Genomic DNA, 25,722 nt, shown 5'->3' with positions numbered 1-25,722 from the left:
GCTCGAGGCGCTGGGGGCCGGCAACGCGGGGGCCGCCGTCATCGACGCGGTGCGCCGGCATGCCGACGAGGGCATCGCGGTCGCCGTGTCGACCCGGGTGCCCGGGGGTCGGGTCAACCCCGGCTACGGGCCCGGGCGCGACCTGGTCGACGCCGGCGCGGTGGTGGTGCCCGGACTGCGCCCGCCCCAGGCGCGGGTGTTGCTGATGACCGCGCTGGCCGCCGGCATCGGTGTGCCGGAGACCTTCGCCCGCTGGGGCTGACCGGCCGGCGGCTACGGCGGGTCCGGTTGGCGCGCCGTCTCCTCGACGAACTCCGGCCAGTCCAGGCTGTCGACCGGATTGGCCCGGGACACCGCGGGATCGGTGGCGGCGAACGTGCGCGCGGAGCCCGGCCCGCTGCCCCGTGTCTCGAACCGCACCGTCATCACCCCGTGGCCGGCGCCCTGGACCCACCCGTGCCCGTACTCGGTGTGCACGACATCGTCGCCCACCCGCCAAGCCGGGGCTGCCGGGGCCGGTGCCGGCGCGGACCGGGGCGTGGCGATGTCGGTGGCGCCCTCGGTGGCGGCCAACTCCAGATCCGGGAACAGTGACTCCTGCTGGATCTCCGAGAGGCCCGAAAAGCCCACCCCGACAAGCCGGATGGGACCGATCTCGATGGGGTCGAGCAGCAGCCGGCGCGCCATCGCGATCAGCGTCGCGGCGTCGGTCGTCGCGTAGGGCAGCGTCGCCGACCGGGTCAGGATGCTCATGTCGGACTTGCGCAGCTTCACCGTGACGGTGCGTGCTCCGCGCCCGTCCCTGAGCAGTCGCCGATGGGCGTGCTCGCCGATCGGCCCCACGGACTCACGGAGCTGGTCGAGGGTGGTCAGGTCCTCGGCGAAGGTGGATTCGGCACTGATCTGTTTGGCCGGAGCGTTCTCGGCGACCGGTCGGTCGTCGATGCCCAGCGCCAGCCGGTGCAACGCGGGGCCGACGGTCGGCCCCAGTATGTTGGCGACCTCGGCGTCCGACAGCGCCGCGAAACCGCCGATCGTCTCGATGCCGAGGCGGTGCAGCCTCTCCTCGGCCACCGGACCGATACCCCAGAGCTTGCGCACCGGTAGCGCGTGCAGCAGCGGCGCCTCCCGGTCGCGCGGCACCACCGTGACACCGTCGGGTTTGGCCAGCCCCGACGCGATCTTGGCGATCTGCTTGCCCGAACCCGCCCCGACCGAGGCCACCAGGCCCGTCGCGGCCAGCACATCGGCACGCAACTGCTCGCAGAACGCCTCGACCCGGGCGGCCGACGCACCGGCCAGGTTCGCGGGTTCGCCGAACGCCTCGTCGAAGGACAGCTGCTCGAGCACCGGCACCCTGGACCGCACCGTCTCGAACACCCGGCGGCTGGCCAGCCCGTACACCACCCCACGCGGCGGCAGCACCACCGCGGTGGCTCCGACGAGCCGGCGGGCCTGGTGCATCGGCATCGCCGAGCGGGCTCCGAACACGCGCGCCTCGTAGCTGGCGCCGGCCACGACGCCGCGGCCGCCGAGCCCGCCGACGAGCACCGGGCGCCCCTTCAGGGTGGGGCGGGTCAGCTGCTCCACCGAGGCGAAGAAGGCGTCCATGTCCAGGTGCAGGACCCACCGTGCGTGCACAGCGCGAATCGTAGGCGCTACCGTTGCGCTCGTGTCCGATGTGCCGATCCGTGACGAGTCGATCCGGCTGGGTCAGTTCCTCAAGCTGGCCGACCTGATCGACAGCGGCGCTGACGCCAAGGCGGTGATCGCCGACGGCCAGGTCACGGTCAACGGCGAGACCGAGCTGCGGCGCGGACGTCAGCTGCGATCCGGGGACGTCGTCGGGTTCGGCGGCCAGTCGGCGCGCGTCGGGTAGTGCCGCGAGCGTGCGCCTACGGTTGTCCGCGAGCCGAAATCACAACCGTGGCTGCACGCTCACGCTATGCGTTGACCACGCGCTCCAAACGCACCCGATAGCCGTTGCCAACCTTGCCGAGGAAAACGTTCGGATCGTCAGTCGCCTGGACGACACCGCTCTGCATATCGAGCCCGTCCCCGGATTCTGCTCTGCGCTTCGCATCCGGCACTTGCGCGATAGTCAACTCGAGCGCCAGAACCTCGTTGGCAATCAGATCCCTCAGCCCCTCATGCCAACCTTCTGGCTTGTCAGGAACACCCAGGTCCAACAGAATCCGGTCGCTGATGTCGAGCTCGCAACGCCGGCGGAACTCCTGAAGTTCTCGAACCATGTCACGAGCCCAGCCCTCGGCCTCCAGCTCGGGGGTGACGGCGCCGTCGAGCACGACCAGCCCGGCCCCCTCCGGGAGCGCTGCGGTGAACTCCGGATCGGCGGCCACCAGCCGGGAGGTAAACTCGCCCGGCTGCAGCACCGCGGGGCCGGCGCTCAGCGTGCCGTCGGGATTGGCCACGGCCTCCCCCGCCTTGACCGCCTTGATCGCGGCCTGGACGTCCTTGCCGATACGCGGTCCGGCGGCGCGCGCGTTGACGGCCAGCTCGAAGCGCCCGTGCGCGGCGATGTCGTCGGTCAGCTCGACGGCCTTGACGTTGAGCTCGTCGGCGATCAGGTCGGTGAAGTCATCCAGCCGACGCGGATCCTCCACCGCGACCGTCAGCTTCGGCAGCGGCAGACGGACCCGCAGTTTCTTGGCCTTGCGCAGCGACGACCCCACCGAGGCCACGTCGCGGACCAGGTCCATGTCGGCGACCAGCGCAGGGTCGGCAGGCAGGAGATCTGCGTCGGGCCAGTCGGTCAGATGGACCGACCGCTCTCCGGTCACGCCCCGCCAGATGACCTCGGTGATCAGCGGCAGCAACGGCGCGGCCAGCCGGCAGGTCACCTCGAGCACGGTGTGCAGGGTGTCGATGGCGTCGGCGTCCTCTTCCCAGAACCGCGAACGTGACCGTCGCACATACCAGTTCGTGAGCGCCTCGGTGAATTGGCGCAGCTGGTCGCAGGCCCGCGAGATGTCGCATTCGTCCATGGCGGCGGTCAGGTCGTCGCGCAGCACCGCCAGCTTGGCGAGGATGTAGCGATCCAGCACGTGGGTCGAATCGGTGCGCCAGCGGCCCTTCTGCGGCGCGTAGAGCGCCAGGAAGGTGTAGGCGTTCCACAGCGGCAGCAGCACCTGGCGCACCCCCTCGCGGATGCCCTGTTCGGTGACGATGAGGTTGCCGCCGCGCAGGATCGGCGAGGCCATCAGGAACCAGCGCATCGCGTCCGAGCCGTCGCGGTCGAAGACCTCGTTGACGTCGGGGTAGTTGCGCAGCGACTTGCTCATCTTCTGGCCGTCGTTGCCCAGCACGATGCCGTGCGACACGCAGGTCCGGAACGCCGGCCGGTCGAACAGCGCGGTCGCCAGGATGTGCAGCGTGTAGAACCACCCGCGGGTCTGACCGATGTACTCCACGATGAAGTCGCCGGGGAAGTGCGCCTCACCGTCTGCGCCGCCGGTGAACCAGTCCGCGTTCTGGAACGGGTAGTGCACCTGGCCGTAGGGCATCGACCCCGAGTCGAACCACACGTCGAGGACGTCCTCGATGCGCCGCATGGTGGAGCGCCCGGTCGGATCGTCGGGGTTGGGCCGGGTCAGTTCGTCGATGAACGGCCGGTGCAGATTGTCCGGGCGCACCCCGAAGTCGCGCTCCAACTCGTCGAGACTGCCGTACACATCGATCCTGGGATAGGCGGGATCGTCGGACTTCCACACCGGGATCGGCGTACCCCAGTACCGGTTCCGGGAGATCGACCAGTCCCGCGCCCCGGCCAGCCACTTGCCGAACTGCCCGTCCTTGACGTGCTCGGGGTACCAGGTGATCTGCTGGTTGAGTTCGACCATGCGGTCCCGGAAATCGGTGACCTTGATGAACCACGACGACACCGCGCGGTAGATCAGCGGGTTCCGGCAGCGCCAGCAGTGCGGATAGGAGTGCTCGTAGGTGTCGTGGCGCAGCAGCACCGCACCGTTGGCCGCGGCGGGGCCCGAGCCGGTCTTGAGGTCCCGGATGATCTGCGGATTGGCGTCGAAGACGTGCTGCCCGGCGTAGTCGGGCACGGTGGCGTCGAAGCGTCCCTTCGCATCGACCGGTGTCACCGCACCGATACCGGCCGCCTGCGCGGTCGCCATGTCGTCCTCACCGTAGGCGGGTGCCATGTGAACCAGCCCGGTGCCGTCGTCGGTGCTGACGAACTCACCGGGCAGCACGCGGAAAGCGTCGGCCGAGTCCGTGAAGTACGGGAACGGCGGCACGTAGTGGACGTCGAGCAGATCGGCCCCGGAGTGGGTGGCGAGCACCGTGGGCTGCTCGCCGAGTTCGCGGGTGTAGGCCCCGAGGCGGGCCTCGGCCAACACGAAGCGACGGCCGTCGACCTCCACCACGACGTAGCTGACCTCCGGGTTGACCGCGACGGCCAGGTTGGCGGGCAGCGTCCACGGGGTGGTTGTCCAGACCAGCAGGTAGGCGCCGACCAGGTCCGGTACGGCCGCGGCGTCGATGCGGAACCCCACGGTCAGCGCCGGGTCCTGACGGTTCTGGTACACGTCGTCGTCCATGCGCAGTTCGTGGCTGGACAGCGGGGTCTCGTCGTTCCAGCAGTACGGCAGCACCCGGTTGCCCTCGTAGGCCAGGCCCTTGTCCCACAACTGTTTGAACACCCAGATCACCGACTCCATGAAGCCGATGTCGAGGGTCTTGTAGTCGTTGTCGAAGTCGACCCAGCGCGCCTGCCGGGTCACGTAGTTGCGCCACTCGCCGGTGTACTTCAGCACCGAATCGCGGCAGGCGTCGTTGAACTTCTCGATGCCGAGCTCTTCGATCTGGGCCTTGTCGGTGATGCCGAGCTGACGCTGCACCTCGAGTTCGGCCGGCAGACCGTGGGTGTCCCACCCGAACCGGCGTTCCACCTTGTAGCCGCGCATGGTGCGGTACCGCGGGACGATGTCCTTGACGTAGCCGGTGAGCAGGTGTCCGTAGTGCGGGAGCCCGTTGGCGAACGGCGGCCCGTCGTAGAAGACGTACTCCGGTGCGCGGTCGCGGCGGGCGATGCTGGCGCGGAAGGTGTCGTCGCGCTCCCAGAAGTCCAGCACATCGGTTTCCAGCGCCGGAAAGCTCGGGGCCCCGGCAGCGGGCTTCGGATATGCGGTCACGTGCGTCGTCTCCTGTGCCTATGGTCGTCGATCAGGCACGGGGACGAACGTCGCGCCGGCGCGCGAGCTCCGCGGTACCACCCCGCTTGCGCACGCCGATGCGTGCGCCGCTCCACTGCAGGCGATGACGGGCCCACCCGTTCGGTTCTACTGGGCCGGCTCCGGCACGGACCGGGTGGACGGCTGTTCTTCCGAAGGCTCCCCGGTGATGGCCGGATCGACGCCGATGGCCACAGTCTAGCGGGCCGGCGAGGTGCGGTTCACCTCACAGCGGCGCACCGGCGTCGGAGGTGATCTCGATCAGCGCGAGGGGGAACTGCTGGGCCATCTCCTCCACCGAATAGCGGTCCAGCCGGGCGGCGTCGTACCACCACTGGAGTTCCAACGGCGCGTCGGCGCCCCCGGCCCACCCGATGCGCAGCTCGAGGGCCCGGTCCGGAGCGCTCGGGTCGACCGGCCCGGCAGCGACCTCGAGCACGACCTGCGACGGTCCCGCCGGTTGTCCGGATCCCGTCACCAGGACGTTGTGCGCACCCTGAAGCATCTCGGTGGGCCCCATCGGCAGCGAGGCCGCACACAGCAGTGCGACGGGACGAGTCCGCCGGCGATGCCCGTCGAGGACGTCGACGCAGACGACCCCGTCGCCGCGGGTGCGTCCGAAGGTTCGCCCGAGCGCGGCCAGCAGGATCTCCCCGATGGTCACGCCGAGCCATTGCGCGGCAGCGTCCAACTCAGCAGCCAATTCGCTCGACCCCGGGGTAACGACGTTATCGAAATGACCGGTGTCCTCAGCTGGCGCGACATGATCGAACAAATCCAGCGATTCCGGTTGCCGTGTGACAACAGGGGTTTTGACCTCGTCAGCCGTGTGGGGAGCGACCATGCAGCCAACGGTACAGCGAATGTCCCAACTTTGGGAGAGAGCTCCCACAACTGTGACGGTCATGTCAATTAAGATCCTGTTATCTGTTTGCCGGGACCCACTGCCCAATAATCGGTACTCGGTTTATGGTGGTCAGGTGCCACGAACAGACGAGAACGGCAGACAGCTCAAGGCGCTGCTCGACTACCTGCTCGATGGGGAGATCGACGCCAAGGACCTCTTCGATGCGCTGGGCGTTTCCAGCAGCACCTACTACCGGCGCATCAAAGAGCACGACTACCCCAACGCCGAGGAGTTGCGCCGCGTCGCCGACCAGTTCCAGTTGAGCTATCCGGACCTGCAGATCCAGTTCGGCCTGATGAGCCGGCAGGAAGTGTGGCAGTACATCGAGGCCGCCGGCGGGGAGGCCGGACGGGCCCGAGACACAGCTGATGCGTCGACGGTCACGCGGGAACTCGCCGCGCCCGCGGCGCAACTCAAACGCCGGCCCAAGCTCTCCGAGCTGACCCCGCGACTCGACGCTCCGCCCTTGTAGACCACTTGTAGGCGCCCGCTGCGACTCCCCTTCATCGTTCGGCTCGAAAGCGACACCCATGGCTCTGGCAACACTCATCGCGATCACGTTGATGTGCATCGCATGGAGCCTGTGGATTCGCCGGGTCACCTGGTCGTCCCGGTGGGAGGTCGCGGCCACCCTCAACATCGCGCTGCAGGGCGCCGCGGTGCTGTTGATGTCGCCGCTGGCCTCCGAAACCCTCGGACACTGGCTGTACTCGCTGACCGGGAAATGGAACCTCGAGGACTACCTCGGTCACGACGCCTACATCGTCGCGGCGTCGGCGGTGGTGTACAACACGCTCGGCAGGCTCGAGCAGGACCACGCCATGAACCGCAGGTTCAGGCAGTTCGTCGAGCTGCCGGCCACCCTGTGCATACCGCTGCTGCTCGCGTTGTTCTGGCTCGGCAACGGGGCCAGGATCTACCGGCCCGACTTCTTCGACGTCCCGACCGACTTCTGGCTGAACATGTACTGGCTGCTGCTCTGCGGGATGCTCATCTATCTGCTGTGCTACGGGGCGCGTGCACTGCTCATCCTGCGCACCGATCCCCGCTCCCGCACGGTCGCCAACGTCTACCTGTTCGCCTCGGCGATGGGTATCGCCGCCTGCATCGTGCGCATCACCACCGCGTTGGTGCCGACGCTGCAGACCGTGCACGGCAGCATCGCGGTCTGGTTCTTCGCCTGCGCCTGCGGCGCCGGATTCGCGCTGACCTCGGCGCACTCCTGGCGGAACAAGACGAAGTGGTTCACCCGCGCCAACACCTGAGGGCGCACACACCCACCCGAGGAAAGTGCGGTCAGACCGCCGTGCGGGTGAGATCGGTGAACGCGGCACCGTACTCGCGCACCGGGCGGTACCCGTTTCTGCGGGCCAGGCCCGCGCCGCGCCGAATCAACGCCGCGGTGGCGACGAAACCCGCCTGATCGGTGGCCACCAGCGGGGTGAGCAACCGGTTGTGCACGTAGCCGAACCCGAGGCCCGTTTCGGGATCGGCCCAGCCCAGCGAACCGCCGAGGCCGACATGGCCGAATCCGGGCAGCACTCCGGGGATGGGCAGCCCGTGATAGCCGAGGTGGAACGACAGCGGCATGACCATGCTGTGGTCGGGCCGCAGGCTGGGCTGCCCGACCAGGGCGGCGGTGGTCTCCGCGGACAGGAACTGTGTTCCGTCGATGCGCCCGCCGTTGGCCAGCGCGCCGTACATCCGGGCCAGCGCACGAGCGGTGGCCACCCCGTTGGCCGCGGGGATCTCACTGTCGAGCAGCGGGGTGTCGCCCTGGACCATCGCCTTGACCCCGGGGAAGTACATCGCGCCGAACGCCGCGGAGAACGGCAGGGCGGCCAGGTGCGGCGCGACCATGTTGAAGATCGGGTTCGGCAACGCGCTCTGCGGCCCGATGATCTGCGCCGGGCGGGTGGGGGCCCGCAGCGGCGGACGTCCCAGGTGCAGGCCGTCGGTGTTGAGCGGGGCGGCCACCTCGGTGCGGATCAGCTCCCGCATACCCTTGCCGGTCACCGAGCGGGCCAGCCCGGACAGCAGCCAGCCGAACGTGAAGGCGTGATAGGCGGGTTTTCCGTGCAGCCAGCTTACCGGCGCGGCGGCCAACCGGTCCTCCATCCGCAGATGGTCGAGCAGGTCCGCCTTCCGCACTCCGTTCAGCTGGGACAGACCGGCGCGGTGCCGCAACGCGTCGCGCACCGTGATCCTGGATTTGCCGTTGGCGGCGAACGCCCGCCAGTACTCGGCCACCGGCGCGTCGTAGTCGATCAGCCCGCGGTCGGCGAGGCGGTGGATCACGGTGGCGGCGACACCCTTGGTCGCCGAGAACACCATCGGGCCGGTGTCGGCACTCCAGTGCTGGGTGCCCTTGCGGTCACTGAACCCGGTCCACACGTCGACGACCGGCTCGCCGTCGAGGTAGACCGACAGCGCACCGCCGCCGAGCCGGCGCCACGGGAACATCTGGCCGAAGGCACGCACCGCGCACAGGAAGTTCTCGTCGGCGGCGCCCTGCACCCCGCGGGGCAGTGCTGCGCCGTCGCTGCCGTGTGAGAGCGCTGCGCTGCGCTCTGCAAAGTTGACGCCCGTCACAATGGATTGAATTTACCTCGCCGTGCGGCAAAGAAGACAGGTGTTACCCATTTGTTAACCAACGGGTTTTTCCGGCCAGTCCACCGCGTCCAGGATCTGCTGCGCAGCAAGCGCCGGGGTGAGCTCACCGCCACGCACCTGCCGCTCCACCTCGTCGCGGATCGACCGCACCCCGGCGCTGGACAACACCCGGTCGAGCACCGTGTCACGGACCATCGACCAGGTCCATTCCACCTGCTGGGTGCGCCGCCGCGCGTCGAACTCCCCCGCCTCGGTGAGCACATCGCGATGCTTGAGCACGGTGTCCCAAAGCTCATCGAGCCCGGTCCCCTCCAACGCGCTCAGCGTCAGCACCGGTGGGCGCCATAGCGTCTCCCGCGGGTAGATCAGCCGGATGGCGCCGGCGAGCTCACGGGCGGCCGCCTTGGCCTCCACCGCGTGCTCGCCGTCGGCCTTGTTGACCACCACGATGTCGGCGAGCTCGAGCACGCCCTTCTTGATGCCCTGCAGCTGGTCCCCGGTGCGCGCCAGCGTGAGGAACACGAAAGTGTCCACCATGTTGGCAACCGTCACCTCGGACTGCCCGACGCCGACCGTCTCGACCATGATGACGTCGTAGCCGGCGGCTTCCAGCAAAACGATCGTCTCGCGGGTGGCCCGGGCCACCCCGCCGAGGGTGCCCGAGGTCGGCGACGGCCGGATGTACGCGTCCGGGTGGACGGCGAGCTCGGCCATCCGGGTCTTGTCTCCCAGGATCGAGCCGCCGGTGCGGGTCGACGACGGGTCCACCGCCAGCACCGCGACCCGGTGGCCGCGCTCGATCAGGTACATGCCGAGCGCCTCGATGGACGTCGACTTGCCCACTCCCGGAACCCCGGTGATGCCGACGTGCAGCGCGCTACCGGCTTCCGGCATGAGCTCCAGCAGCAGCTCCTGCGCCTTCTGCCGATGGTCGGCACGGGTCGACTCCACCAGGGTGATCGCCCGTGCCAGTGCCGAACGGTCACCGGCACGGATGGCGGCCGCGAGTTCGCCGACGGATTGACTCATCTAGTTCAGCGTGTAGCCCAGGCGCTGGGCGAGCTTGTCGAGCAGGCCGATCGCGGCGTCGGCGATCACCGTGCCGGGCGGGAAGATCGCGGTCGCTCCCGCCGCGTAGAGCTCGTCGAAGTCACCGGGTGGGATGACGCCGCCGACGACGATCATGATGTCGGGCCTGCCGACCGCGGCCAGCGCATCGCGCAGCGCGGGCACCAGGGTCAGGTGGCCGGCGGCCAGCGACGAGACCCCGACGACGTGCACGTCGTTGTCGGCGGCCTGGCGGGCCACCTCATCCGGGGTGGAGAACAGCGAGCCGACGTCGACATCGAAGCCGATGTCGGCGAACGCGGTGGCGATCACCTTCTGTCCCCGGTCGTGTCCGTCCTGCCCCATCTTGGCCACCAGGATCCGGGGCCTGCGGCCGTCGGCCTCGGCGAACTTCTCCACCAGTTCGGTGGCGCTGCTGACGTTGCTGGCCATCCCCACCTCGTCTCGGTACACACCCGCGATGGTCCGGATCTCGGCCTGGTGCCGGCCGTACACCTTTTCCAGGGCGTCGGAGATCTCGCCGACGGTGGCCTTGGCCCGCGCCGCGTCGATCGCCAGCGCCAGCAGATTGTTGCCCAGCCCGTCCTCGCCGGCGGTGCCGGTCGCTGCCGCTGCCCGGGTCAGTTCGGCCAGTGCGGCCTCGGTGGCGGCGTTGTCCCGCTCGCCGCGCAGCTGCTCGAGCTTGGCGATCTGCTCGGCACGCACCCGGCTGTTCTCGACCTTGAGGACCTCGATCTCATGGTCCTCGTCGACCTGGTAACGGTTCACCCCGATGACGGTCTGCTGACCTGAGTCGATGCGGGCCTGGGTGCGCGCCGCGGCCTCCTCGATACGCATTTTCGGGATGCCCTCGTTGATGGCCTGCGCCATGCCGCCGTGCTCGGCGATCTCGGCGATGTGCGCGCGGGCCTTGTCTGCGAGCTGGTGGGTCAGCCACTCCACGTAGTACGAACCGCCCCACGGGTCGATGGGACGGGTGGTGCCGGACTCCTGCTGCAGCAGCAGCTGGGTGTTGCGCGCGATGCGCGCCGAGAAGTCGGTCGGCAGCGCCAACGCCTCGTCGAGGGCGTTGGTGTGCAACGACTGGGTGTGGCCCTGAGTGGCCGCCATCGCCTCGATACAGGTGCGTGCGACGTTGTTGTAGGCGTCCTGGGCCGTCAGCGACCAGCCCGAAGTCTGCGAGTGGGTCCGCAACGACAGGGATTTGGGGTTCTTCGGGTCGAACCGGGAAACCAGCTCGCTCCACAGCAGCCGGCCGGCCCGCAGCTTGGCCACCTCCATGAAGAAGTTCATGCCGATGCCCCAGAAGAACGACAGCCGGGGAGCGAACTTGTCGATGTCCAGGCCGGCGTCCAGCCCGGCCTTGATGTACTCGACCCCGTCGGCCAGCGTGTATCCCAGCTCCAGATCGGCGGTGGCCCCGGCCTCCTGGATGTGGTAGCCCGAGATCGAAATGCTGTTGAACTTGGGCATTTTCACGCTGGTGTAGCCGAAGATGTCGGAGATGATCCGCATCGAGGGCTTCGGCGGATAGATGTAGGTGTTGCGGACCATGAACTCCTTGAGGATGTCGTTCTGGATGGTCCCCGCCAGCTTCTCCGGCGGCACCCCCTGTTCCTCGGCGGCCACCACATACAGGGCCAGGATCGGCAGCACCGCACCGTTCATCGTCATCGACACGCTCACCGTCGACAGATCGATCCCGTCGAAGAGCTGGCGCATGTCCAGGATCGAGTCGATGGCCACACCGGCCATCCCCACGTCGCCGGCCACCCGCGGGTGATCGGAGTCGTAGCCGCGGTGGGTGGCCAGGTCGAAGGCCACCGACAGGCCCTTCTGACCGGCGGCCAGATTGCGACGGTAGAACGCATTGGACTCCGCGGCGGTGGAGAAACCCGCGTACTGGCGGATCGTCCAGGGCTGGTTGACATACATCGTCGGGTAGGGCCCGCGGACGAACGGTGGCTCGCCGGGCAGGGTGTCCAGCGGATACCCCGCCTCGACCGCGGCGGCACGGTCGGCGGCGATGTAGACCGGTTTGACGTCGATGCCCTCGGGTGTGGCCCAGTCCAGCTGCTCGGTGGTGTAGCCGTGCGCCCCGGCAGCCGCCGCGGTCAAATCGGCGACCTCGGCCGTCGTCGGCGCGGCGGTGACATCACCGCGCAACGGGACGTCGGCGAAGCTGCCGATGACCCCGTCCACCCCTGCCTGCGAACTCATCTCGTACGTAGTCATCGCCTCTCATGCCCCCAATCGGGTCAGCAGGTCCGACAGGGCCGCGACCGCGTCGATTTTCGCGGTGAGATGTCCGTCGGGTTTGGACTGCGCATCGGCGACCGCTTTCTCCGGGCCGGCCAGCAGCACATGTCCGACTCCCGCGGCGTGGGCGGCCTCGACGACAGCGCCGGCCTCCGTGCCGTAGCGCGTGTCGGTTCCGCAGATCACCGCGATCTCGGCGCCGCCGGCCTCGGTGACCGCGGCCTGCACCCCGGCGGCGTCCAGCGGGCCCGGGTTGACCGCTTCGATTCCCCCCGAGGCCAACAGGTTCACCGTGAACGTGGCCCGGATGTTGTGCTCGGCGAGCGGCCCCACCGGCAGGAGCAGCACCTTCGGACGCACTCCGGCCTTGGCCAGATAGGCGTCGGAGCGGTTGCGCAACTCCTCGAACGCAGCGGCATAGCGCTGCACGGCGGGCAGCGGATCACCCTGCGGCAGCGGAACTTCGGACAGATCCGGGTATTCGTTCACCCCGGTCAGCGCGGTCCGGCGGTGCGCGATGTCACCGGCCCGGGCCTGCGCGACCTCGGCGATCCCGGCGGCGATGTGATCCCGCGCCGCGGCGAAGCCGCCCCTGGCCTCGATGGCCTGCACCTGAGCCCAGGCCTTGTCGGCCAGTTCCTGCGTGAGGTCCTCGACGAACCACGAGCCGCCCGCCGGGTCGAGCACCCGGCCGATATGGGACTCCTCGAGCAGCAGCAGCTGGGTGTTGCGGGCGATACGGCGCGCGAAAGTCCTTGCCGTACCCGGAAAACCACCGGAAATCGCCACGTCGAAGGGTTGCACCAGCACGCTGTCCGCGCCGCCCACCCCGGCGGCGAACGCCGCCACCGTGGTGCGCAGCATGTTCACCCACGGATCACGCTGCGCCATCATCGGCAGCGACGTGGTGGCGTGGATGGTGGCGGCACCGGCGGCGGGCTCCCCCACCACCTCGGCCACCCGCGCCCACAGCAGCCGGGCGGCCCGCAGCTTGGCTATCGTCATGAACTGGTCGTCGTCGGCGGCCAACCGGAAGCTGATCTGGCGCAACGCGGCCTCGGCGGACAGACCCGCGTCCACCAGCAAGCGCAGATAGGCCACGCCGGCGGCGACCGAGGCACCGAGTTCGGTCGCGGCGCTGGCGCCCAGGTTGTGCAACGTCGGCCCGTCCACCGTGACCGTCCGGACATGACCGGCGTAGTCGGTGACCCTCGCGGCGACGCCGGCCACCTCGGCCGGCGTCGGCGCCGAACGGCCGGCCAGCGGCGCGGTGAGCGGGTCAGCGCCGAAGTCGACCGACAGCCGGGATCTCTGGTCGACGTCGAGCCCGGCCAGCAACGTCAGCACCGCGTCGGCGGCGTCGCTGAGGGCGGCACCCTCGCCTACGTCGAGAGCGATGGGCACCAGCTCGACGAACACGCCCTCGAGCAGCCGGGCCAGGCCGGCGGGGGCGACTCCGGTGCCGCCGACACGCAGCACCAGCGCGCTGACCCCTTCGGTCAGCCCCAGCAGTATCGCGCCGTTGGCCTCGTCGGCGGTCGCACCGTCGAACGGAAACGCCTCGGCGACTTTCCAGCCCGCCTTGACGTCGCGCAGCGCGTCGCCGCCGCGCACGAACGGCCAGTGGCCCGGCAGCGTGGGCTCGGCGTGGTCGTCGGCGCTGGTGTAGAGGGGACGGACGGGGAAACCCTCATAGGTCGCCGAGTCCAGCAGCCGCTCGGGTTCGTCGGGCAGATCGTCGGGTTCGCGTCGCAGGCTCTTGGACAACACACCCGCCACCGCGGAGCGCCATCGGTCCAGATCGGCGTCAATGAGTCCCCCGGCAGCGCCGGCGCTGGGTTTCTGCACAGCCATCAGGCTAAATGATCCCCGTCACGCCATCGTGCGCTGGTCGGCCTGGCTCACCGTGCCGAAGACAGCAGACCGGTGCCGGGGCCCCGTACTGTTATATGACGTGAAAGCCGTCGTCAACACGCTGCGCAACCTCCGCGCCGCGCTCGTCGTCACCCTCGCGACGGTCCCGAGAACACGGATCGCGGCCATTCTGACCACCGTTGTGATCCTCGTCGCAGTTGCGGCGCTGGTGCCGCTGCCCAGCGCCGTCGAACTGCGGGACTGGGCCACCGCGGCCGGGCCGTGGTTCCCGCTGGCGTTCTTCGCCGCACACGTCGTGGTGACCGTCTTCCCGTTTCCCCGCACGGCGTTCACCCTGGCCGCCGGTCTGCTGTTCGGCCCCTACCTCGGCATTCCGATCGCCGTGCTGGCCAGTTCACTGAGCGCGGTGATCGCGCTGCTGCTGGTGCGGGCGGCGGGGTGGCAGCTCAGCCGCCTGACGCACCACCCGCGGATCGAGGCCATCGACGCCCGCCTCCGGCAGCGCGGCTGGGCCGCAGTGCTGGCGACCAGGCTCATCCCGGCGGTGCCGTTCTCGGTGCTGAACTACGCGGCCGGAGCCTCCGGCGTCCGCGTCGTCCCCTACGCGCTGGCCACCATGGTCGGGGTGGTACCGGGGACCGCGGCGGTGGTGATCCTCGGCGACGCCTTCACCGGCCGGGTGAGCCCGGCGCTGCTGCTGGTGTCGCTGTGCACGGCGAGCATCGGACTGGCCGGACTGCTCTACGAGTACCGCCACCACCGGCGGCTCGGCAGGCAGGCCGAGCCGGGCGAACCCATCGTCACCGGCTGAGACGGCTACTGCGCGGGATCGGCCGGCGGCACCTGCGGGGGCGCCGCCCCGAGCTGCGACGTCGACCGCCGGGACAGATAGCCGGGCTCCTGCACCGGCACCCGGGCCTCCGCCTCGGCCTTGGCCACGGCCTGCGCGATCGCCGGGTCGGTCTGGGTGGAGAACCAGTCCGCCACTTCCTCGCTGTCGTCCTCGGGCCGGGCCAGGCCGTCCTCCACCGGCGGCGGCGTCCACCGGAACACCCCGTCCTCGCCGGGAGCGCCCAGCATCTTGGTGAAGCCCTGCAGGGCCGTGCCGAAGTCGCTGGGCACCACCCACACCTTGTTGGCGTCGCCCTCGGCCATCTTCGGCAGCGTCTGCAGATACTGGTAGGCCAGCAGCTCCGGGGTGGGACGGCCGGCCTTGATCGCGGCGAACGTCTTCTCGATCGCCTTGGCCTGGCCCTGCGCCTGCAGGTAGGCCGCCGCCCGTTCACCCTGGGCGCGCAGCATCCGGGACTGCCGGTCCGCCTCGGCCGCCAGGATCGCCGCCTGCTTGGCGCCCTCGGCGGACAGGATGGCCGCCTGCTTCTCACCCTCGGCCTGCTTGATCGCCGACTCCCGATGCCCCTCGGCGGTCAGGATCATCGCGCGCTTCTCCCGGTCGGCCCGCATCTGCTTCTCCATCGAGTCCTGGATCGACGGAGGCGGATCGATGCTGCGCAACTCGACGCGCGCCACCCGCAGCCCCCACCGGTTGGTCGCCTCGTCGAGCACACCGCGCAGCGCGGTGTTGATCTGGTCGCGGGAGGTCAGCGTCTGCTCCAACGTCATGCCGCCGACCAGGTTGCGCAGTGTGGTGGTGGTCAGCTGTTCGACACCGACGATGTAGTTGCTGATCTGATAGACCGCCGCCTGCGGGTTGGTGACCTGGAAGTACACCACGGTGTCGATCTGAACGGTCAGGTTGTCCTCGGTGATGACCGGCTGCGGCGGGAACGACACCACCCGTTCACGCAGGTCCACCCGCGCGCGGATCTTGTCGATGAACGGCAGCAGCAGGGTCAGCTGCCCCGACACCGTCTTGCTGTACCGGCCCAGCCGTTCGATGACCGCGGCCTCGGCCTGCGGGATCAGCGCAACCGACTTGGCCACCACGACCGCGGCGAACAGCACCAGGACCGCCAGCAGCACCAGCCCTGCGATGGTTCCGTCCATGACGGGTTCCTTTCTCTTCCGGAGCTGCTAGGCGATTTTCGAGACGACCGCGGTGGCGCCGTCGATCTGCACCACCATCACCTGGTCTCCGGGTTCGTAGACATCGTTCTCGTTGAGCGGCCGCGCCGTCCAGACCTCACCGGCGAGTTTCACCTGGCCTTCATGCGCGGCGACCCGGTCCAGCACCATCGCGCTCTTGCCCTCGAGCGCCTTCACCGGCTCCGGGAGTCCCTTGCCGGCGATGATCCGGCGACGCAGCGCCGGGCGCACCCCGACCAACAGCAGCACCGACACCAGCAGGAACACCACACCGTCAGCCCAGATCGGCCAATCGATCAGCCAGGCGGACCCGGCGGCCGCCAGTGCACCGCCGCTGAGCATCAGCAGGAACAGATCGCCGGTGAGGGCCTCCGCACCGGCCAGGGCCAGCGCCGCGATCAGCCATATCAGCGCAACGGGCATGACGCCAGCCTAGCGCGCAGCCGACCGGGCGAGCGGCGAACAACTACACTGCAGCCATCATGTGGTGTCCGAGTGTTTCGCTGTCGGTGTGGGCCAACTCCTGGCTGGCCGGTGCCGCCGCGCCCGACGATGTGTTGGATGCGTTATCACAGTGGACGCCAAGACATTCGGTGACGGCCTACGATTCGGTCGCCGCCGAGCGCACCGGGTTGTCCTGGCCGGACCTCGAGGACGCGCGCGCGGTGTCGCTGCTGCAGACGATGCGCACCGCGGCCGGCAGAGCCGGCGCCGAACCGAGGATCACCCTGGCCCTGCCCATTCCCGGCGATGTGCGCGGGCTGCCGCCGGGCACCCAGTTCGGCAGGGACGCCATCGCCGCCGGCGAGGCCGTCCTGGTGGGCCCACCCGAGGCCATGGTCGGCCTGGTGCCGGACTTCGAGTATCCCGACGGCTACCCGGACACCGGGACCGAAGACGACGTCTTCGACCCCGAGCTGTGCGGGTTGTCGTGGACGGTGTACTCGCTGACCGGCACACCGGTGGCCGAGTATCACGATCTCGGCCAGGCCGAGTACTCGCTGCGCGACGCGGTCCGTTCGGCGGCCGATGCGCTCGGGACGCTACGCGCCGGCGCCTCCGGCAGCGATGTCGCCGACCCGCGCAGGCTCGTCGAGCAGGTGCTCGATTCCACTCTGGCGCACCGCGTTCCCGAGCATGCCCCGGAGCGTGCGGTGCGGGTGCTGGAGAACGCGGCGCACGTCGACGCGATCATCACGGTTTCGGCCGGGCTGATCCCGAGCGGTCTGCAGAGTTCGTCGGAAGTGCAGCTGGCCAGCGATGCGCTGCGTCCGCTGACGGCGGTGGTGCGCTCAGCGCGACTGGCCGCCGTCGAGTCGGTCATGCATTCGGCTTGGCGCCGTTGAGTTCTGCCGCATCCGTCGTCATGGCTCACAGGCGGGGGTGCACAGCGCCCCGTTGACGCTGCAACCGTAGCCGGGCACCGGATCCGGCCCGGCCACCCTGGCCGCCGGCAGATCCAGCCGCAACTCGTCGAGCAGGCCGACCGCGAGCTGCGCGAAGCGCCGCTGCGCGTTGGGCGTCGACGCGCGCGCGAACGCGACGCCGGCGGCGGCAGCCTGCTCGGCCAGTTCGTTGTCGAGGTCCCACACCACCTCGATGTGGTCGGCGACGAATCCGACCGGGCACACGATGACCGCCTCGGTGCCCACGCGGGCCAACGACTCGAGGTGGTCACCGACGTCGGGTTCCAGCCAGGGCACCTGAGGCGGCCCGGACCGGGACTGCCACACCTGGTCGTAGTTCGAATAGCCCGCCGCGGCCGCCACCAGGCGGCAGGTGTAGGCGACCTGCCGCTGGTACAGATCGGGTCCACACCGGTCGGCCGCCCGAAGCGGGATCGAATGCGCGGTGAAAACCAGCCGGGCCCGGTCGCGCAGCTCGGTCGGCAGCGTCGCGGCGGCGTCGCCGATCGCGTCGGCGAACATCTCGACCAACAACGGGTGGTCGAAATACTGACGCAGTTTGACCAGCTCGGGCGCAGCGCCACCGGCAGCCTCCCGCCCCCGCACGATGTCCTCCTGATACTGGGTACATCCCGAATAGCCGCCCCAGGCCGAGGTGGTGAACACCGCGGCACGCCCGATTCCGTTGTCGCGCATCTCGCGGACGGCATCCTCGACGTAGGGCGCCCAGTTGCGGTTGCCGAAGTACACCGGCATGACCCGGTCCTGGTGAGCCAATTCCGCCTCGATCTCGACGATCAGATCGCGGTTGATGCCGTTGATCGGCGAGACCCCGCCGAAGTGCAGGTAGTGCTCGGCCACCGACTCCAGCCGCGCCCTGGGGATGCCCCGCCCCCGGGTGACGTTCTCCAGGAACGGCATCACCTGCTCGGGGCCCTCCGGACCGCCGAAGGACAACAGCAGCAGGGCGTCGAAGTCCGTCACAGCAGCTGGGTGCTGGCTCCGCCGTCGGCGTAGATCACGGTGCCGGTGGTGGCGGGCAGCCAGTCCGACATCAACGCGCACACCGTCCTGGCCACCGGCGTCGGGTCCTTCATGTTCCAGCCCAGCGGGGCGCGCTGATCCCAGCCCTCCTCGAGCAGCTGCATCTGGGCGCCTGCCTCGTCGCCGAGGGCGCCGCCGACGATGGCGCTCATCGCCAACGTTCGGATCGGCCCGGCGGCAACCAGATTCGAACGCACTCCGAACTGGCCGGCCTCCCGCGCGACGAACCGGTTCACCGACTCCAGCGCGCTCTTGGCCACCGTCATCCAGTTGTAGGCCGGCATCGCGCGGGTGGGGTCGAAATCCATGCCCACGATGCCGCCACCGGGGTTCATGATCGGCAACACAGCCTTGGCCAGCGAGGCGTAGGAGTAGGCCGAGATGTGGATGCCCTTGGCGACGTCCTCGTAGGGCGCGTCGAAGAACGGGTTGATGCCCATCCCGGTCTGCGGCATGAATCCGATCGAGTGCACCACGCCGTCGAGCTTGTTGCCCTCGCCGATCTCGGCAATGATCCGGTCGGCCAGCGTGTCGAGGTGCTCGGGGTTCTGCACGTCGAGTTCGAGCAGCGGAGCCGGATTCGGCAGCCGGTCGCAGATACGCCGGATCAGCTTCATCCGGTCGAACCCGGTCAGCACCAGCTCGGCGCCGGCCTCCTGGGCCACCTTGGCGATGTAGAACGCGATCGACGAATCGGTGATGATCCCGGTAACCAGGATCCGCTTTCCTTCGAGAAACCCTGCCATGTCAGTCCTTATCTCTGTTGGTGGCTACGCCGCCGCGCCCGGTGGCCCGGTGCCGCTCTGACCTAATGACCCATTCCCATGCCACCGTCGACCGGGATCACCGCACCGGCGATGTAGCCGGCGTCCTCCGATGCCAGGAAGCTGACCACCCCGGCGACCTCGTCGGCGGTACCGACCCGCTTGGCCGGGATGAACTCCAGTGCCCCCTGCTGGATCCGCTCGTCGAGCGCGCGGGTCATCTCGGTGTCGATGTAGCCCGGTGCCACCACGTTCGCCGTGACGTTGACCTTCGACAACTCTCGGGAGATCGAACGGGCCATGCCGATCAGACCTGCCTTGGAGGCCGCGTAGTTGGCCTGGTTGCCGATACCCCACGTACCCGAGACCGAGCCCACGTAGATGATCCGGCCGAACCGCTTGCGTTGCATGCTGCGCGAAGCGCGCTGTGTCACCCGGAACGCGCCGGTGAGGTTCGCGTCGATGACCTTGTGGAACCGCTCCTCGGTCATCCGCATCAGGAACGCGTCCGCCGAGATGCCGGCATTGGACACCAGCACCTCGACCGGGCCCTGGTGTTCCTCGACCTCTTTGAACGCCGCATCGATGGCGTCCCCGTCGGTGACATCGCACTCCACCCCGAACAGGCCCTCGGGTGCGCCGGAACCGCGGTGGGTGACAGCGACCTTGTGCCCGTCGGCGGCCAGCCGTTTCGCGATGGCCAGCCCGATCCCCCGGTTGCCGCCGGTGACCAGCACCGACCGTGCGACGAACGGTGGGCGGGCACCCACTGGCGTCGGTTCGACGGCTTGATCCGATGTCGCCGTCTCGGCGGCTCCCGCACTGTCGGTCATGCCGCCAACCTAGTGCCTGGACTGCACAGACCCGAAATCACGGCAGCTGCCGGACCTGCGCGGCGGCCTCGGTCGCGCGCAGCGCCGTGCTGTGCCGGCCGGGCGGTGCACCGAACATGCGACGGTACTCGCGACTGAACTGGGTCGGGCTGTCGTAGCCGACCAGGTGTCCCACTCCAGCGACGTCGCCCGGCTGGGCGATGAGCAGCGCACGCGCCTCCTGCAGCCGGATGCGCTTCTGGAACTGCAGCGGGCTCATCGTGGTGACCGCCCGGAAGCGGCGGTGGAACGCGGACTGACTCATCCCGGCCAGCCGGGCCAGATCGGCGACTCGCACCGGTTCGGCATAGTTCTCCCGGATCCAGCCGATCGCCCTGCTGATGTGCGCCAGGCCGCTGTCGGCCGATCCGATCTGGCGCACCACCGCACCGTGCGGTCCGCGCAACAGCCGCCACAGGATCTCACGTTCGATCAACGGCGCCAGCACCGCGACGTCGTCGGGGTTCTCCAGCAGCCGCACCATCCGGACCGCGGCGTCGAGCAGGTCGGGATCGGCGTCGCCGACCGCGAGGGCCGCCTCCTCGGCCCGGCCCGGACGGGGCGGCATCGGCGGGGTCGCCGGCAGCAACGACGCGATCGCCGCCGGGCGCACGGTGATGGCCATGCCCAGGGCCGGGAACCCGGCACTGGCACCCAGGAAGCGTCCCGTCACCGGCAGCTCGGCGCTCACCAGCAGGTACTGCCCGGCGTGGTAGTCGACGACCCGGTCGCCGAGGTTCAGCCTCTTGGCGCCCTGGGCCATCACCACCAGCAGCGGTTCGGTGAGCGAGTAGTCGACCGTCTCGGTGTCGGCCCGTGACAGCGACAACCCGGCGACCGGCGTCGTCACCTCCGGGCGGGCATGACGACTGATCAGTCGGCACAGCTCGGCGAGCAGTCCGGTGGCGTCGGGCACCCGGACCATCATGCCGAAGTGGGCAGGATCAGGCAATGATGAGCGCGGATCGGCCTACCGCACATCTCGCCGCGACTGGTGTGATTACTGCACAGGAAAACCATCCGACCACCTCGTCTACGGAGCACACCATGACATTCGACCACTACCTCACACTCGGCCGATCGGGCTTGCGGGTCAGCCCGTTCGCCCTGGGAGCCATGACTTTCGGGGAGGACGCCGGAGGTGCCGGCTGCAGCGTCGAGGCCTCGGAGCAGATCCTGACCGACTACCTGGAGCGCGGCGGGAACTTCATCGACACCGCCAATTTCTACACCAATGGCCACTCCGAGAAGATTCTCGGCGACTACTTCGCAACCCGCCCCGGCCTGCGGGATCGGACAATCCTCGCGACGAAGTTCTTCACCAACATGTTCCCCGGGGACCCGAACGGCGGCGGCGCCGGCCGCCGATCGGTGATCGCCCAGCTGGAGCAGAGCCTGCGGCGGCTGCGTACCGACCACGTCGACGTCTACTGGCTGCACAACTGGGATCGGCACACCCCGATCGAAGAGACCATGCGCACGCTCGACGACCTGGTCAGCGCCGGCAAGATCCGCTACATCGGGTTCTCGAACACGCCCGCATGGCTCACCACCCGGGCGCAGACGCTGGCGCAGCTGAAGAGCTGGACACCGTTGATCGCCCTGCAGGTCGAGTACTCGCTGCTGGCCCGCACCGTCGAGGCCGAACTCACACCTCTGGCGCTCGACCAACGGCTGGCGCTGGTGCCGTGGAGCCCGCTCAAGAACGGGTTCCTGTCCGGCAAGTACCGACGCGACCAACAGGTCGCCGACTCGGCACGGGCGGCCTTCGTCGGCGGTCCCACCGAGGCGGAGTTCGACGTGATCGACGTGGTCGCGCACGTCGCGGCCGAGTTGGACGCCACCCCGGCCGCAGTGTCGCTGGCCTGGTTGCGCACCCGGCCGGGCACGGTGGTACCGATCCTGGGCGCCCGCCGGCCAGAGCACCTGGAGGCGAACCTGGCGGCGCTGGACGTGGCGCTGTCACCCGAGCAGATTCGGTGCCTGGACGAGATCTCGGCCCCGCCGGCGAGCTACCCGGCGACGATGCACGGACCGATGCAACGCATGCTGCAGTTCGCCGGCACCACCGTCGACGGTGAGCCCTCGACGGTGTATCCGCCACTGCTGGCCGGCAGCACCCGCTACTAGACAGGCAGGCGCCGCATTGTCGGACACCCCGACGAGCTCACCTGATCAGCAGCATGTGGTCGGCGAAGGGCTGGATCGGTCGCTTTCCCAGAGGGCCGGAATGCTAACGGTTTTCGGACTCGCCCGTGAGGCGGACACGGAGTCGCTGCAGTCCGCGTAGCAAGAAGCTGGGCGCGTACTGCAATTCGGGTTCCAGGATTTCGATCGACTCGACCCGCCGGGCGATACGAGCCAGGGCCACCCGGCAATGCAGGCGTGCCAGTGACGCACCGAGGCAGCTGTGGATGCCGTGGCCGAAGGCCAGATGGTTTCGCGCGTTGGATCGCAACGGGTCGAACGTGTCGGGGTCGTCGAACACCGATTCATCGCGGTTGGCGGAGGCGAACGACAGCAGCACCATGGCGCCGGCCGGCAGGGACACACCGCCCAGTGTGGTCGGCTCGGTGGTCACCCGGAACATGCCCTGCACCGGCGTGAGATGTCGCAGCGTTTCCTCCACTATCGCCGAAGCGCGCTCTTCGGGTGCCTCCTCGAGCCAGCTCCACCACTGCGGATGCTCCCCGAGCAGGGCAACCGCACCGGAAAGCATATTGGTGCTGGTCTCATTCCCGGCCACCAGCAGCTGTTGGATGATGTTGAGACAGGCTGCGATGCTCAGCGGCGCTTCGGCTCCGAACCTTTCGGCGACTGCGCTGTCGCCGACTTCATGGGCGTGGACCAGTCGGCTCAGCAGGTCGTCCTGTGGATGCTGGCGGCGGCGCTCGAGCTCCGCGACGAAGTATTCCTGGAACTGCACGACCAGTTCGGCTCCGCGGAGGAAGTCCTCGTCGCTGCGGGCGGACCCGATGGTGCTGGTGATCTCGTCGGACCAGCGACGGAAATCGGGTAGTCGTGCTGGCGGCACATTGAGCATATGGGCGATCACGGCCAATGGGAACGGCGCAGCGAACTCGGCCACGAACTCGAACTCCGGGGCGGCCAGTGCCTGGTCGATGAACTGATCGACCAGCTCCACGAGCCACGGCTCCAGGCCGGCTACGTGTCGCGCTGTGAACGCCCTGGATACCAGGCGGCGTTGGTAGTCATGGACGGGCGGGTCCTCGGTCAGCAGAGCGGGCATGTCCGGCCACCCTCGTGCTCGGATCTCGGAGACCTGTGCGGCCACCGATGGCGGGGGTTGGGCGACCGGGGTTCCGAACCGAGACGAGTAGAGGTCCGGGCGCATCAGCGCCTGCTGCACCAGCTCGCGTGTGGTCACGTACCAGACGTTCATGGATTCGACGAAGTGCACGGGCTCGTGCGCGCGCAGCTGGGCCAGCGCCCCGTGGGGGTGCTGCTGGAACGCCGGATCCAACGGATCCACCACTGTCGGAGCTTCGCTGAGAGTCATGCTCATCCCTTCGTTTCAGGCGCGTTCAGGCCGTCTGGGGCAGGCCGGCCGGGACAACCGGGGAGTAGTTGCTGGCATCGCCGTGGATGACACGGCTGCGCTGGCCGCGGACACCCACTGGGATATCACCGGCCAGCGTCACCCGGGACAGGCTGCGCCGCTGCACGCCGTAGTCGTCGACGGCCCGGTGCTGGGTGGACCGGTTGTCCCAGATGGCCACGTCACCTGGGCGCCAATTCCAGCGCAGCGTGTGATCGAGCTTGGTGGCCCGCTCTTGCAGCACCCCGAATATCGCGGCCGATTCCTGGGTCGACAAGCCGACCAGGTGGCGGGTGAACGAGCCCAGCAGCAGGGCGTACTCACCGGTCTCGGGATGCATGCGCACCACCGGGTGTTCGGTCTGGAACGGCGCCAGCGAGATCGCCTCGCCGTACGCTTCCTTTGCCGCTTCGCCGAGAGCTGCACTCGGGCCGGCGTAGTCGAACTCGTTGCTGTGTAACGCCGACAGCTCGTCGGCCAGCGCGCGCAGCGAGCGCGGCAGACTCTCGTATCCGGCAACCGTGTTCGCCCACATCGTCGTGCCGCCATACGCGGGCAGGGTGACCGCCCGCAGTACCGAGATCTTCGGAATCCGGTCGATGAAGGTGACATCGGTGTGCCACTGGGTGGCCCCCTTGCCGGAGATGTCGGCGTCGATGGGCAGCAAGCTGCTCCCGAGCTTCACCGTGGGATGTGACGCGGTGACCGTCCCCAACAACGCCGAGAACGCCAGCTGGCCTGCACCGTCGAGATGGTCCTGACCGCGGAAGAAGATCACCTTGTGCTCGAGCAGCGCGGCATTGATGTGGGCCACCAGCTCGGGGTCGAGGTCCCCGCTGAGGCGAACCCCGTCTATCACCGCTCCGATGCGTTCGGTGACCTTGCTGATTTCCAGTGGAGAAGACATCGGTGTCCCTTCTGTGACAACGGAGCCACGAGTTCATTGTGTAGTCAATTCACTACACCTTCGATGGGCTACTGTAATCAGATGACTACAGGGCGTGCAACATGGCGACAGCGACGCGATACGCCGGTCGGCAAGGACGCGGTCGCTGCCGCGGTCCTCTCGGCCGCCGCCGAACTGTTTGCCGAACGCGGTCCGGCCGCCACCACTATCCGTGATATCGCTGAACGATCGAATGTGAACCAGGGATTGATATTCAGGCACTTCGGCACCAAGGAGAAACTGGTCGGCGCTGTACTCGACCACCTGGCCCGCAACCTGGCGGACCTGGTCGACAGCGGCGTCCCACTGAGGCAGAGCGAGGCCGTCGATCAGCACTGGCGGGTGATGGCCCGCGCCCTGCTCGACGGATATCCCGCCGGGCAGTTGCAGACGGTGTTCCCGCACCTCGCCAAGCTGGTCGACGATGTCCGCCCCCATCACAGCAGCGATCTCGACGCTCGACTCGCTGTCGCCAATGTCGCTGCAGCACAACTTGGATGGCGGCTGTTCGGGCCTTTCCTGCGCGCAGCTACCGACCTCGAAGACATTCCGGAAGCGGAACTGCGAGAACTGATCAACGCCGAGTCGAACAAGCATCTTCAGCTCGGAGAACGCCGATAGCCACGTCCGGTGGCACACCGATACGGCGAGATCCCGAAGGCCCGCCACTGTGTTCGCCCAACGTCCGCAATCCCTTGGTCGCCTGAGCACCCGGTTCCTCGTCGATGTCACCGCCGAGCACAGCACACTTGCACCTTTGTAGTTAGTTGACTACAGTGCAGGAAGTACGAGCGTAGTCAATTCACTACACCTGTCGTGAAGCACGACGGGATCTGCTCGAGTGGGCCAATTGAGCCCAATGCATTCCGAATGCGAAAGGGAACGTGTGTGTTTCGAGAACGTGTGATGCCCCGGGCTGCTGCCGCCGCATTGGCGGTACTTGCCTTGCCTGTTGCCGCGGCGCCTGGAACGGCCAGCGCCGAGCCGGCGCTCAGCACTGTCGCCCCGGCGCCCGCAGTACGGCTGTGCGAGCCGGGAGTGTTCATTCCCGATTGCGACCCAGGCCTCGGCACCGGCGCACCAGGCCCGGGAATCCTCCCCGGCCCAGGCCTACCAGGGCCGCCACCACGCCGGATGTGCGAACCGGGAATCATCA

General features: G+C 68.7%; 22 protein-coding genes and 1 pseudogene. 8 read left to right on the top strand and 15 right to left on the bottom strand.

Annotation, left to right across the window (positions count from 1 at the left end):
* Positions 1–262, top strand: a pseudogene (locus ACXAID_RS16770) (L-asparaginase); the annotation flags it as partial.
* A gap of 11 nt (positions 263–273) precedes the next feature.
* On the opposite strand, the gene ACXAID_RS16765 reads toward ACXAID_RS16770, so the two are convergent.
* Positions 274–1,641, bottom strand: a complete 1,368-nt coding sequence (locus tag ACXAID_RS16765) for a DNA polymerase IV (protein WP_475023333.1) — start codon at positions 1,639–1,641, stop codon at positions 274–276.
* Positions 1,642–1,672: 31 nt separating this feature from the next.
* Between ACXAID_RS16765 and ACXAID_RS16760 the strand changes: the two genes are divergently transcribed.
* Positions 1,673–1,879, top strand: coding sequence for an RNA-binding S4 domain-containing protein (locus ACXAID_RS16760; RefSeq protein WP_475023332.1), 207 nt, complete (start codon positions 1,673–1,675; stop codon positions 1,877–1,879).
* Between the two features lie 64 nt (positions 1,880–1,943).
* On the opposite strand, the gene ileS is transcribed toward ACXAID_RS16760, so the two are convergent.
* Together ileS and ACXAID_RS16750 are read right to left on the bottom strand one after the other, a co-directional pair.
* Positions 1,944–5,168: an isoleucine--tRNA ligase gene (gene ileS / locus ACXAID_RS16755; protein WP_475023331.1), complete on the bottom strand. Its 3,225-nt coding sequence runs from the start codon at positions 5,166–5,168 to the stop codon at positions 1,944–1,946.
* Positions 5,169–5,433: 265 nt separating this feature from the next.
* The gene (locus ACXAID_RS16750; protein WP_475023330.1) at positions 5,434–5,910 is read right to left on the bottom strand and encodes a hypothetical protein; all 477 of its coding nucleotides are present in this window, start codon (positions 5,908–5,910) and stop codon (positions 5,434–5,436) included.
* Between the two features lie 277 nt (positions 5,911–6,187).
* Between ACXAID_RS16750 and ACXAID_RS16745 the strand changes: the two genes are divergently transcribed.
* Entirely contained in the window at positions 6,188–6,586 is a 399-nt protein-coding gene (locus ACXAID_RS16745; RefSeq protein WP_475023329.1) for an XRE family transcriptional regulator, read from the top strand.
* 58 nt (positions 6,587–6,644) lie between these two features.
* Positions 6,645–7,379 (top strand): hypothetical protein, encoded by a 735-nt coding sequence (locus ACXAID_RS16740; RefSeq protein ID WP_475023328.1) that lies wholly within the window; start codon positions 6,645–6,647, stop codon positions 7,377–7,379.
* Positions 7,380–7,410: 31 nt separating this feature from the next.
* On the opposite strand, the gene lipL is transcribed toward ACXAID_RS16740, so the two are convergent.
* Genes lipL through mutA form a run of 4 tightly spaced genes read right to left on the bottom strand, consistent with a single transcriptional unit; the run spans position 7,411 to position 13,908 of the window.
* Positions 7,411–8,706 carry an esterase/beta-lactamase LipL gene (gene lipL, locus ACXAID_RS16735; RefSeq protein WP_421459275.1) on the bottom strand — a complete coding sequence of 432 codons (1,296 nt, stop codon included), beginning with the start codon at positions 8,704–8,706 and terminating at the stop codon, positions 7,411–7,413.
* Between the two features lie 54 nt (positions 8,707–8,760).
* On the bottom strand, positions 8,761–9,756 hold the full coding sequence (gene meaB / locus ACXAID_RS16730; RefSeq protein WP_475023327.1) for a methylmalonyl Co-A mutase-associated GTPase MeaB: 996 nt from the start codon (positions 9,754–9,756) through the stop codon (positions 8,761–8,763).
* The gene (gene scpA / locus ACXAID_RS16725; RefSeq protein WP_475023335.1) at positions 9,757–12,015 is read right to left on the bottom strand and encodes a methylmalonyl-CoA mutase; all 2,259 of its coding nucleotides are present in this window, start codon (positions 12,013–12,015) and stop codon (positions 9,757–9,759) included. It lies immediately after the preceding gene.
* A gap of 21 nt (positions 12,016–12,036) precedes the next feature.
* The gene (gene mutA / locus ACXAID_RS16720) at positions 12,037–13,908 is read right to left on the bottom strand and encodes a methylmalonyl-CoA mutase small subunit (RefSeq protein ID WP_475023326.1); all 1,872 of its coding nucleotides are present in this window, start codon (positions 13,906–13,908) and stop codon (positions 12,037–12,039) included.
* A 100-nt stretch (positions 13,909–14,008) separates the two neighbouring features.
* Here mutA and ACXAID_RS16715 point away from each other — a divergent pair, with 100 nt between their 5' ends.
* A complete protein-coding gene (locus ACXAID_RS16715) occupies positions 14,009–14,740 on the top strand; it encodes a TVP38/TMEM64 family protein (protein ID WP_475023325.1) in 732 nt (243 codons plus the stop codon).
* A gap of 5 nt (positions 14,741–14,745) precedes the next feature.
* Here ACXAID_RS16715 and ACXAID_RS16710 read toward each other — a convergent pair whose 3' ends face one another.
* Entirely contained in the window at positions 14,746–15,936 is a 1,191-nt protein-coding gene (locus tag ACXAID_RS16710) for an SPFH domain-containing protein (protein WP_475023323.1), read from the bottom strand.
* Positions 15,937–15,963: 27 nt separating this feature from the next.
* On the bottom strand, positions 15,964–16,398 hold the full coding sequence (locus ACXAID_RS16705) for an NfeD family protein (protein WP_475023322.1): 435 nt from the start codon (positions 16,396–16,398) through the stop codon (positions 15,964–15,966).
* Between the two features lie 59 nt (positions 16,399–16,457).
* Between ACXAID_RS16705 and ACXAID_RS16700 the strand changes: the two genes are divergently transcribed.
* On the top strand, positions 16,458–17,321 hold the full coding sequence (locus ACXAID_RS16700; protein WP_475023321.1) for a hypothetical protein: 864 nt from the start codon (positions 16,458–16,460) through the stop codon (positions 17,319–17,321).
* A gap of 18 nt (positions 17,322–17,339) precedes the next feature.
* Here the strand turns inward: ACXAID_RS16700 and ACXAID_RS16695 are convergent, their stop codons facing one another.
* The 4 genes from ACXAID_RS16695 to ACXAID_RS16680 all read right to left on the bottom strand — a co-directional run bounded on the left by ACXAID_RS16695 (position 17,340) and on the right by ACXAID_RS16680 (position 20,986).
* Entirely contained in the window at positions 17,340–18,365 is a 1,026-nt protein-coding gene (locus tag ACXAID_RS16695) for a ferrochelatase (protein ID WP_475023320.1), read from the bottom strand.
* Positions 18,362–19,171, bottom strand: coding sequence for an NADH-dependent enoyl-ACP reductase InhA (inhA, locus tag ACXAID_RS16690; RefSeq protein WP_475023319.1), 810 nt, complete (start codon positions 19,169–19,171; stop codon positions 18,362–18,364). Before inhA ends, ACXAID_RS16695 begins: the two co-directional genes overlap by 4 nt.
* Before the next feature lie 62 nt (positions 19,172–19,233).
* On the bottom strand, positions 19,234–20,022 hold the full coding sequence (fabG1, locus tag ACXAID_RS16685; RefSeq protein WP_475023318.1) for a 3-oxoacyl-ACP reductase FabG1: 789 nt from the start codon (positions 20,020–20,022) through the stop codon (positions 19,234–19,236).
* 37 nt (positions 20,023–20,059) lie between these two features.
* Positions 20,060–20,986: an AraC family transcriptional regulator gene (locus ACXAID_RS16680; protein WP_475023334.1), complete on the bottom strand. Its 927-nt coding sequence runs from the start codon at positions 20,984–20,986 to the stop codon at positions 20,060–20,062.
* Positions 20,987–21,108: 122 nt separating this feature from the next.
* On the opposite strand from ACXAID_RS16680, the gene ACXAID_RS16675 reads away from it, so the two are divergent.
* Positions 21,109–22,191, top strand: a complete 1,083-nt coding sequence (locus ACXAID_RS16675; RefSeq protein WP_475023317.1) for an aldo/keto reductase — start codon at positions 21,109–21,111, stop codon at positions 22,189–22,191.
* Positions 22,192–22,294: 103 nt separating this feature from the next.
* Here ACXAID_RS16675 and ACXAID_RS16670 read toward each other — a convergent pair whose 3' ends face one another.
* Positions 22,295–23,581, bottom strand: a complete 1,287-nt coding sequence (locus ACXAID_RS16670; protein WP_475023316.1) for a cytochrome P450 — start codon at positions 23,579–23,581, stop codon at positions 22,295–22,297.
* 25 nt (positions 23,582–23,606) lie between these two features.
* Positions 23,607–24,527: a TauD/TfdA dioxygenase family protein gene (locus tag ACXAID_RS16665; protein ID WP_475023315.1), complete on the bottom strand. Its 921-nt coding sequence runs from the start codon at positions 24,525–24,527 to the stop codon at positions 23,607–23,609.
* An 81-nt stretch (positions 24,528–24,608) separates the two neighbouring features.
* On the opposite strand from ACXAID_RS16665, the gene ACXAID_RS16660 reads away from it, so the two are divergent.
* Positions 24,609–25,187: a TetR/AcrR family transcriptional regulator gene (locus ACXAID_RS16660; protein WP_475023314.1), complete on the top strand. Its 579-nt coding sequence runs from the start codon at positions 24,609–24,611 to the stop codon at positions 25,185–25,187.
* Positions 25,188–25,722 lie beyond the last annotated feature (535 nt).

This window comes from Mycobacterium sp. ABE4_509 (assembly GCF_056160785.1).
The sequence above is the reverse complement of the archived record's forward strand: the minus strand, read 5'-3'. Positions and strand labels throughout refer to the sequence as shown.

Bases quoted from the DNA above. Each gene is read 5' to 3' on its own strand.
- ACXAID_RS16740 (WP_475023328.1), top strand. From the start codon at position 6,645: ATGGCTCTGGCAACACTCATCGCGATCACGTTGATGTGCATCGCATGG.
- meaB (WP_475023327.1), bottom strand. From the start codon at position 9,756: ATGAGTCAATCCGTCGGCGAACTCGCGGCCGCCATCCGTGCCGGTGAC.
- scpA (WP_475023335.1), bottom strand. From the start codon at position 12,015: ATGAGTTCGCAGGCAGGGGTGGACGGGGTCATCGGCAGCTTCGCCGAC.
- mutA (WP_475023326.1), bottom strand. From the start codon at position 13,908: ATGGCTGTGCAGAAACCCAGCGCCGGCGCTGCCGGGGGACTCATTGAC.
- ACXAID_RS16710 (WP_475023323.1), bottom strand. From the start codon at position 15,936: ATGGACGGAACCATCGCAGGGCTGGTGCTGCTGGCGGTCCTGGTGCTG.
- ACXAID_RS16705 (WP_475023322.1), bottom strand. From the start codon at position 16,398: ATGCCCGTTGCGCTGATATGGCTGATCGCGGCGCTGGCCCTGGCCGGT.
- ACXAID_RS16700 (WP_475023321.1), top strand. From the start codon at position 16,458: ATGTGGTGTCCGAGTGTTTCGCTGTCGGTGTGGGCCAACTCCTGGCTG.
- inhA (WP_475023319.1), bottom strand. From the start codon at position 19,171: ATGGCAGGGTTTCTCGAAGGAAAGCGGATCCTGGTTACCGGGATCATC.
- fabG1 (WP_475023318.1), bottom strand. From the start codon at position 20,022: ATGACCGACAGTGCGGGAGCCGCCGAGACGGCGACATCGGATCAAGCC.
- ACXAID_RS16680 (WP_475023334.1), bottom strand. From the start codon at position 20,986: ATGGTCCGGGTGCCCGACGCCACCGGACTGCTCGCCGAGCTGTGCCGA.
- ACXAID_RS16675 (WP_475023317.1), top strand. From the start codon at position 21,109: ATGACATTCGACCACTACCTCACACTCGGCCGATCGGGCTTGCGGGTC.
- ACXAID_RS16670 (WP_475023316.1), bottom strand. From the start codon at position 23,581: ATGACTCTCAGCGAAGCTCCGACAGTGGTGGATCCGTTGGATCCGGCG.
- ACXAID_RS16665 (WP_475023315.1), bottom strand. From the start codon at position 24,527: ATGTCTTCTCCACTGGAAATCAGCAAGGTCACCGAACGCATCGGAGCG.
- ACXAID_RS16660 (WP_475023314.1), top strand. From the start codon at position 24,609: ATGACTACAGGGCGTGCAACATGGCGACAGCGACGCGATACGCCGGTC.